Source organism: Candidatus Woesearchaeota archaeon, from assembly GCA_016214075.1.
Classification (GTDB): Archaea; Nanobdellota; Nanobdellia; order Woesearchaeales; family DSVV01; genus JACRPI01.
In genome coordinates this window covers 1-7,585 of the sequence record JACRPI010000022.1, presented here as the reverse complement: position 1 = coordinate 7,585, position 7,585 = coordinate 1, and the positions used below count along the sequence as shown (strand labels likewise).

The 7,585-nt window shown below is 39.2% G+C and carries 9 protein-coding genes; 4 read left to right on the top strand and 5 right to left on the bottom strand.

Translation table 11 applies throughout. From position 1 onward, the window contains the following. The first annotated feature begins 443 nt into the window (after positions 1-443). Entirely contained in the window at positions 444-755 is a 312-nt protein-coding gene (locus HZC31_04870) for a hypothetical protein (GenBank protein MBI5002693.1), read from the top strand. 47 nt (positions 756-802) lie between these two features. Here the strand turns inward: HZC31_04870 and HZC31_04865 are convergent, their stop codons facing one another. Beyond that, positions 803-2,926 (bottom strand): DEAD/DEAH box helicase, encoded by a 2,124-nt coding sequence (locus HZC31_04865; protein ID MBI5002692.1) that lies wholly within the window; start codon positions 2,924-2,926, stop codon positions 803-805. A gap of 131 nt (positions 2,927-3,057) precedes the next feature. On the opposite strand from HZC31_04865, the gene HZC31_04860 reads away from it, so the two are divergent. Next, the gene (locus HZC31_04860; GenBank protein MBI5002691.1) at positions 3,058-3,369 is read left to right on the top strand and encodes a DUF4870 domain-containing protein; all 312 of its coding nucleotides are present in this window, start codon (positions 3,058-3,060) and stop codon (positions 3,367-3,369) included. Positions 3,370-3,636: 267 nt separating this feature from the next. On the opposite strand, the gene HZC31_04855 is transcribed toward HZC31_04860, so the two are convergent. Beyond that, entirely contained in the window at positions 3,637-4,626 is a 990-nt protein-coding gene (locus tag HZC31_04855; GenBank protein ID MBI5002690.1) for an RNA-guided pseudouridylation complex pseudouridine synthase subunit Cbf5, read from the bottom strand. A 33-nt stretch (positions 4,627-4,659) separates the two neighbouring features. Further along, positions 4,660-4,941, bottom strand: coding sequence for a hypothetical protein (locus HZC31_04850; protein ID MBI5002689.1), 282 nt, complete (start codon positions 4,939-4,941; stop codon positions 4,660-4,662). Positions 4,942-5,040: 99 nt separating this feature from the next. On the opposite strand from HZC31_04850, the gene HZC31_04845 reads away from it, so the two are divergent. Next, on the top strand, positions 5,041-5,448 hold the full coding sequence (locus HZC31_04845; GenBank protein ID MBI5002688.1) for a hypothetical protein: 408 nt from the start codon (positions 5,041-5,043) through the stop codon (positions 5,446-5,448). A 2-nt stretch (positions 5,449-5,450) separates the two neighbouring features. Here the strand turns inward: HZC31_04845 and HZC31_04840 are convergent, their stop codons facing one another. Both HZC31_04840 and HZC31_04835 read right to left on the bottom strand, forming a co-directional pair. Then, positions 5,451-6,287, bottom strand: a complete 837-nt coding sequence (locus tag HZC31_04840; GenBank protein ID MBI5002687.1) for a tRNA-dihydrouridine synthase family protein — start codon at positions 6,285-6,287, stop codon at positions 5,451-5,453. A 45-nt stretch (positions 6,288-6,332) separates the two neighbouring features. Beyond that, positions 6,333-6,812, bottom strand: a complete 480-nt coding sequence (locus HZC31_04835; protein ID MBI5002686.1) for a hypothetical protein — start codon at positions 6,810-6,812, stop codon at positions 6,333-6,335. Positions 6,813-6,966: 154 nt separating this feature from the next. Here HZC31_04835 and HZC31_04830 point away from each other — a divergent pair. Next, a partial coding sequence (locus HZC31_04830; protein ID MBI5002685.1) for a J domain-containing protein occupies positions 6,967-7,585 on the top strand: 619 nt, incomplete at its 3' end.

The window sequence follows — 7,585 nt, the reverse complement described above, 5'->3', positions numbered from 1 at the left end:
TAGGACACATAACATTGGACAAAGCGAAGAATTATCTCGAGGCGCATCACGCCAAAGCCACTCTTTACTGGAATCCCATCCCCGAAGCGAAGCGGAGGGGCGAGCGAAGCGAGGCCTTTAGGCATGGGAGGATGTCAATTTACTTATTCCAAAAGCCATCATCTGATTGGTTTAAGTCTATGAAAGAATAAGGCGAGCACCATCCTTCTAATCGCAGGAGAATTAATCTTTTAGCACCTTAGAAAACGATCTTCTATTTCGTTCTCTCGATGACGTCTCACTTTTTCTTTAGGAAAACATCGTTGAATGATAATTTAACAGACACATCATTGCACATTGCTTTTCCAAAATCTCCTCCCGCAAACCTCAGATAATCTCGTTAGGGGTTACAATAAGATCCAGGGCTCGATAAATATATAAACATAGCAAAGCTAAATTACAAAATGCAAGACATAAACTTCGAGAAAATTCTGGAAAAGTTGCATCTTGAGAGTTCATTCTTCCTGTTTGGCGGGATTGGGTTTCTTTTGTCAATTTATGCTAAATATGAACTTGGTTTGCAATCCTCATTGTTGACATTTATTTTTGGAGGTTTTTTTCGTTTAATTAATATAATCACAAAGAATGTCTTTAAACTATCTGGGATGGTTGCTAGACCAAGATTTTATTTGATGACATTTGTTCGATTTTTGATATGGGCGGTAGCATTATTTATTTATGCTTGGCTTATAAATAGAGTAATTAATATATTCTGAAACAGAGAAATTACGCTCTCTCCTCATTTCATTTGTTTCATCTCAACCTAAAACTCAACCTTCACTACATCCCTGTCAATCTTCGCAGTGCATCGATCAACGATCTTAATCAAATCATAATCATGCGTTGCTCGCTTGATCTGTTTGAACATATCAAGAATTTGTCTGAACAATCTGATGTAATCGCCTTCGAGCATATTCGAATAGCGCATCATTTGCACAAAGTCACCGCCATTGTACCAGTGTGTAATCAAAGGATGCAGTCCTTTAAAGACACTGACATTTATTTTTTTGAAAATCAACGGATGCTTGCTCAAAACGCGGAGCGTATTTCCAACTGCTTTTTTGTCATAATGCCTGCTGAATTCAACACCCCGTCTTCCTTCAAACATGATCGTCGCAAGCGTCGCAATCATTCCTAAATCAGTCAGTTCATGCGCAATCGAAGAAGTGCAAAGTTCAGCAATCAACAATTCATACGCGTAAATCAATCGCGCGAATTGTCCTTTCTCAGTGAGCTTCCGATCAGAAGAAACATATCCTAATTTCTGTAATGTTTTGACTTTGTTGTGGAAGGAAGCCATCACTCGGATATTCCCAAATTTTTTCTTTTTTAAATAATAATCAAAACTTTTTTTGAGAATAATTTCAATTTCACGCTCATTATGCTGATCCAATAAATTCAAAACAGTATTGTACGAGAGTGTAAACTGAGAAATAATGGGTTCAACGTCTTTGTCACACAATTTTTCAATCTTAGAAAGATCATCATGGTTTCTGTTATACAATGCAATCGCGTATCCTTCAGGATCAATTCCTCGCCGTCCTGCTCGACCAGCTAATTGGAAATATTCTTTCGTGTGCAGATAGCGAAAACTGATGCCATCATACTTTTCAAGCGTGTTAAAGCAGACTGCTTTTGCGGGCATGTTAATCCCTACCGCGAATGTTTCTGTTGCGTACAACACTTTAATCAGTCCAATTGCAAAAAGTTCTTCCACAAGTTCTTTCTGTTTAGGCAGCATTCCTGCGTGGTGGATAGCGACTCCACGTTGCACAAATCGTTTCAATGTTTTGCTCGACTCAAGTTGTTTAATGTCTTCATGGATATATTTATTATACATGGAAACAATAGTGGGAATATCTTTCCCTTCTGCGAAATTCATTGTGCGGATAAGCTCTTCAGCTTTCTCCTGTGTTGCTTTTCGTGAGAAGACGAAATAGATACAGGGGAGATATCCTGCGGCCTGCATGTCTTTGACAAGATCCATGTGCGAAGGGAGTTTGTAATCTTTTTTCTTCTTGCCTTGTTTATGGCCTCCCTGCATGCTGTGTTTTCTGTTTCTTGCGTCATAATAATCAGGAATATTTTCTATTTCTTTTGCGTGTTTTTGAACAGAAGCAATGTCAGTCATGCCAAGATACGAATCAAAAAGAAGATGTTTGAGTGGAACAACTCGCTTATCATTGCTGACCACATGCACTTTGTGTTCTTTGATAGTTTCAATCCAATGCGCGAATTCATGGGCGTTTGGAATTGTCGCGCTGAGACAAAGAAAACGAATACTCTCGGGAGAAAAGATCAATGACTCTTCCCAGATCGTGCCGCGCTCAATATCGTTGATATAGTGAATTTCATCAAAAACAACATAACTCACATGTTCAAGAGAAGGATCATTGCACAAAAGCATGTTTCTGTAAATCTCAGTGGTCATGATCAAAATAGGCGCGTGAGAGTTAATGACAAAATCTCCTGTCATGATTCCTACTTTTTCTTCTCCATAATCTCGTTTGAAATCTCGGAATTTTTGGTTGGACAATGCTTTAATTGGCGCGGTGTAAATGACGCGTTTGCCAGAATGCATGAACTTGTCAATGATGTAATCTGCGATCAGTGTTTTTCCAGAACCAGTCTGCGCGGTAACAACTACAGATTCGTTTTCCTCAATCGCGCGAATCGCGTCAACCTGAAATTTGTCCAGAGTGAATTGTTTGAAGGTAAGAACGTCACCAGTCGCTTTTTTGACAACAGTAGTGGACGGCTTGTGTTTTGGCGCTTCGTCAAGATGGCCAAGGTATTGATCGTAATCTTCTTCAGAATTGGAATTATTATTATCATTATTATTATTATCATTCATGTTTTTATGATTTTCTTTATTATTTTTATTCATTTATTATATACATCCGAACAGTTGTTTATATATGTTGCGACGATAGGATCGAAAATAGTAAATTATATATAGCGATCTTTCCAGAGAATAGCGAAGAAAGGTATATAATACCAAAAAGAGGATGATTATAGATGGGAAAACCAACAGGAGAACAAGTTGTTTTTGGAATACTGTCCTATTTGGGGATATTAGTGCTTATTCCATTGTTGATAAAGAAAGATGATGATTTTGTGCATTTTCATGCAAAACAAGGGTTAATTATGTTGATCGTGTGGATTGCTGTTTCAATAATCAGTATGATTCCATTTTTAGAATGGATTTTCGGATCAGTGTTGTATGTCGTCCTTGGAATCGTGTCTTTGATCGCAATCATTAAAGTCTTAATGGGCGAGAAATGGGAAATCCCAGTTGTCAGCACCTACGCTGATAAATTGAATATTTAGTTTTGTTTTTTTCTTTAATTTCTTTGAACGGATGGATTTTTCTAGTCATAATGTTTACTATAAAAATAATAAAAGGATGAATTGTGTATTAGGACTTTGCAAGGCGATTATTTCATATGGCTTGGCTACTCAAAAACACGCACCCGCAAAAACAAAACTGTCAGGGGGACCCATTGCGTGAGCAATGGGGTCTTGGTGTATAAGTGATTTTTACAAAAGAAGATAATCTCCAAAAAAATGATAACTGAAGACAAGAAAATAATTCTCCTACACACTCATCTTCGGATAAACTCCTGGACTCATAAACACTCGTTCAACCTTGACAGCGAGCCCTTTGTCTTTTTTTTGTATATCTTTAGAAATCATGTGCACTTTGCCAAATGCCACTAATTCATCTTTAAGACTCATGATTGCAATAAAATCATCCACCTGAATATCGCTTTCCACTTTGCTGATTCCAGGAACTTTCAATGAAGCGCCATGGCAAAGGCTATCCACAGTCGTGTCAAAAACCCACACTTTTGGAAGGTGTCCAACTGCGCGTTCAAGCGGAAAAACAAATTTGCGGAGCAAGGTATCATTATTTTCATGTTTCCAATACCAAAATGCGTCAGCGAGATCATGCATCGTGCAAAGGGAATCTTCACTAAAGCAGCCTGCTTTTGTTCGCCGAAGTTCCTGCATGTGTCCATTGGAACCAAGCGCAATGCCAATGTCTGCGCAAAGTTTTCGAATGTATGTTCCAGCCTGACAACCAACGCGAAACAAGACGTCTCGTCCATCGACTTCAAGAACATCAAGATAGTAAATTTTTCTATACCGCCACTCTCGCTTGACTGCGGATTTAAGAGGTGGTAGCTGTTTAATCTTCCCGATAAAAGAAGCGCAAACCTTTCGAATTTGTTCTTCAGAATAATCATCATGAAGATGCATGATGCAAATATACTCTTTTCCGGCAGGCAATAATGCCTGAACAACTTTTGTTGCGTCACCGAGCGCGACAGGCAAAACTCCAGTCACGTTAGGATCCAGTGTTCCAGAATGTCCTGCTTTGTTGAGATGAAGCATTTGCCGAACATACCCGCTGATTTGGTGTGATGTTGGTCCTGCGGGTTTGTCGATATTGACAATCCCGAGGTGCAGATGTTCTTTTGTCGTCCGCTCTTCAGGTCGCTTGCCAAATTTGGGAGAGGTCTCTGCGTGTTTGCGGATAAACACTTCTCGTTTGATCTTTTCAAAAGGCAAAAGGCTTTCCATAGAAGAGAAAAAAGAGAATTGGTTTATAAAACTTTATTTGTCTATTGTTTGTTCAGCAGGTGTGTTAGTGTCTTCCGCAGTACGCTCTGTTTGCATATAATGAATTGTGTATCCTAACACTATTCCCACTGCGAAAAGGAGCGGAGCGTAAATGAGCGCAGCAGTTCTTTGTCGTCGAATTTTGTCACATTCATTTTCTAATATCGCATTTCGTAAGCCTTCATTTACTTGCGCATAAGCATAATTGTCTTTCGCAGGTTTACATCCTGGAAGATAATGAACATTATCATCTATAGTACCTTTACTTTCTCTCATCTCCAGAAGAACTATTCTTTCCTTTTTAAAGCTTACTACGGTTTAGTGACTATGGTTTCAATCAAAAACTATATAAATTCTTGCTGTGCAAAAAAAGTTATGGGATTATTAGATCGCATTAAAGGATTAGGAACAAAAGCAAGAGCAGAAAAACAAGGACAAGGGTTAGAAAGTAAATTTCTTCTTTTCCAACAGCAGGCAATACAATTCTTAAGAAATTGTAGAGCAGAACTTGTTAAAAATAATAGAAAAGGCGTTCAAGTCTGGTCTGAAAAATTTTATCGTAATTATCATGATTTTACAGGATTAAAAGATACATATCAGGCGCAAGGAAGAGAAGTTTATACCATTTATACAGATATGATCAACGCGTTAGGCCCTATTTATGAAGGAATCAATTTCTATGTAAATGGACAAGAAGTTACTGTCGAGAACCTGATAAAATTAATAGACAATAATTCACGATTTGTTGCAGGACTTAAAATAGTAAAAAGAGCGGCAGCGTAAATTCACATCAACCATTTTTTATTGTGAATATTTTCTTTTTCTTTTCCTAAATAGGTAAGAACATTTTCTTTATATTTTGGAATATTAGGATATTGGCTACAAAGCTGGAGATACTCCTGTCGCAACGCGTCAATACTTCTCTTCTCGCCACCTTTCAAATAAGAAAACACAGATGGATTTCGCACAGCGGCTCTCCCAATCATCACTTCTTTTATTCCAAGTTGTTTGAAGTGTGCGATATGCTCTCGTTCAGTAATATCGCCGTTAGGCACAATGTGTTTGCCAGTAGAAAGACATTCTTCAAAAACACTCCAATCCGCTGCTTCTGAGGAACTCTGGCGTGCATGTCGTGCGTGTACAATAAACGCGTCAGCGTCAACAGCTTTCAAAAGATTCAAATATGTTTTATTTTTTTGTTCATACGCGTTTAATCCAAGACGTATTTTTAATGTTACGGGGAGAGAAAGTTTGCGAAATATGTTTACCAATTCCTGCAGTCGCTGTATTCTTTTCACGAGCGCGGCGCCGCCACCTTGACGAATCACGTCAGGGCTTGGGCAGCCACAATTCAAATTTATTTGCCGTGGAGCATGCTGAAAAGAAAAGGAGGAAAATTGCGAAACAAATTCCTGCGCGCTCGCAGGCTTCACTGCAAGTAACTGAATTCCTGTCGGCGCTTCGCTGAGGAGATCAAGCATTTGCAATGTCGACTTATTGCCGCGAACCAAACTATCGACACGAATCATTTCAGTAAAAGTAAGATCAGCGCCATGTCTATAACATAGTGTTCGAAATGCGCAATCACTCACTGCTTCAAGTGGGGCAAGCCAGAGTTTCATGCAGAAAGAAGGTGATGATTTCCTAATAAATGTTTGGATAGAGCATTATCTTGTTGAAATTCCTGTCATCTGTTCAAGAACAAAAGCACAAATATCTTTTTTGTCATATCGTGGTAAAAGAATTGCGAGTTTTCCTGCTTCAACAGCAATTTTATACCCCCACTCACCTGTTTGTGTTGCGCAATATCTTCCAGCAATGCGTGATCCTGAACAGGCAGCTCGAGGTGTTTGAATGCCAACATAAATATCGCATCCACCTCTTACTCCTAATCGTCTTGTTCCTTCTCCAAGAATAGTCCAGCGAAGTTGATCTCCGCGAAAAGAGATATCCTTCTCCATTTTTTCAACAAGAATATCAACTGTTTCAGGAAGTACTTTTCTCAACTCAGCGCGGCCATACGTCGCATTTGGAACGGGCTGCAATGAATGTCCAACTACTAAAAGTCGAGTATACGCTGCAGAAGCCGCGCCACATCCTTGTTCTTCAAGGAGTCCAGCTGTAGGTCTTAGTCTATATCTATCCATAACAACCCCAAAGAGCCACTTATTTATATATTTTACTGAAGGATTACCACTAAAAAGGGGTTACAAATGAGATTATGCCTTTTCTATCCCATCTTTTCTGATTAATCACATAATAGTAGTAAATTATAAAAATGGCGTGTGTTTTCTGCTCATCATGAACGACTATTACGCAACACTTGGTGTCCAAAGAACAGCAAGTGCGGGAGAAGTAAGAAAAGCATTTCGACAACTTGTATTGAAATATCATCCTGATAGAAATAAAGGAAGCGATGAACATGTAGAAATATTCACGAGAGTAGCGGAAGCCTATGAAGTTCTTGGTGATCCTCGCAAACGACAAATCTATGATCGCATGAACAGCAGAGAGAATGGTTTTGCTGGATTTGGTTTTGAAGGGTTTGGAAGCGATGATTCCTCAGATCCTGTTGATGAAAGAAATCGAACAGCAGAACAAGAGCAGCGATTGTCAGCCTATATTCTCATGAATATTGCGCCAACCTATGCGCGGGGTGTTCATGCGTTGCACACCGCGTGTGTTGCGGAAAATAATCTTAATCATCCAAAATACATCTGTCCTGATGGAAGCAGTATCTATCGTCCGCTGACGTTCAAAGAAGGAATTGTCGCGAGATTGCGTGAGTTCAACACCCTTCATAATCCCGATGGCAGCGCACGATCATTAGATGATCGTTTGGTGTTATTTTCGCGATGGAATGACAGCTGTACTGGAATCGCGAAAAAAGCAGGCACGACAAAATTCAAGATTATTCCTG

Excerpts from the sequence above, each read along its gene's own strand:
- HZC31_04870 (MBI5002693.1), top strand. The coding sequence starts at position 444 with ATGCAAGACATAAACTTCGAGAAAATTCTGGAAAAGTTGCATCTTGAG.
- HZC31_04865 (MBI5002692.1), bottom strand. The coding sequence starts at position 2,926 with ATGAATAAAAATAATAAAGAAAATCATAAAAACATGAATGATAATAAT.
- HZC31_04860 (MBI5002691.1), top strand. The coding sequence starts at position 3,058 with ATGGGAAAACCAACAGGAGAACAAGTTGTTTTTGGAATACTGTCCTAT.
- HZC31_04855 (MBI5002690.1), bottom strand. The coding sequence starts at position 4,626 with ATGGAAAGCCTTTTGCCTTTTGAAAAGATCAAACGAGAAGTGTTTATC.
- HZC31_04850 (MBI5002689.1), bottom strand. The coding sequence starts at position 4,941 with ATGAGAGAAAGTAAAGGTACTATAGATGATAATGTTCATTATCTTCCA.
- HZC31_04845 (MBI5002688.1), top strand. The coding sequence starts at position 5,041 with ATGGGATTATTAGATCGCATTAAAGGATTAGGAACAAAAGCAAGAGCA.
- HZC31_04840 (MBI5002687.1), bottom strand. The coding sequence starts at position 6,287 with ATGAAACTCTGGCTTGCCCCACTTGAAGCAGTGAGTGATTGCGCATTT.
- HZC31_04835 (MBI5002686.1), bottom strand. The coding sequence starts at position 6,812 with ATGGATAGATATAGACTAAGACCTACAGCTGGACTCCTTGAAGAACAA.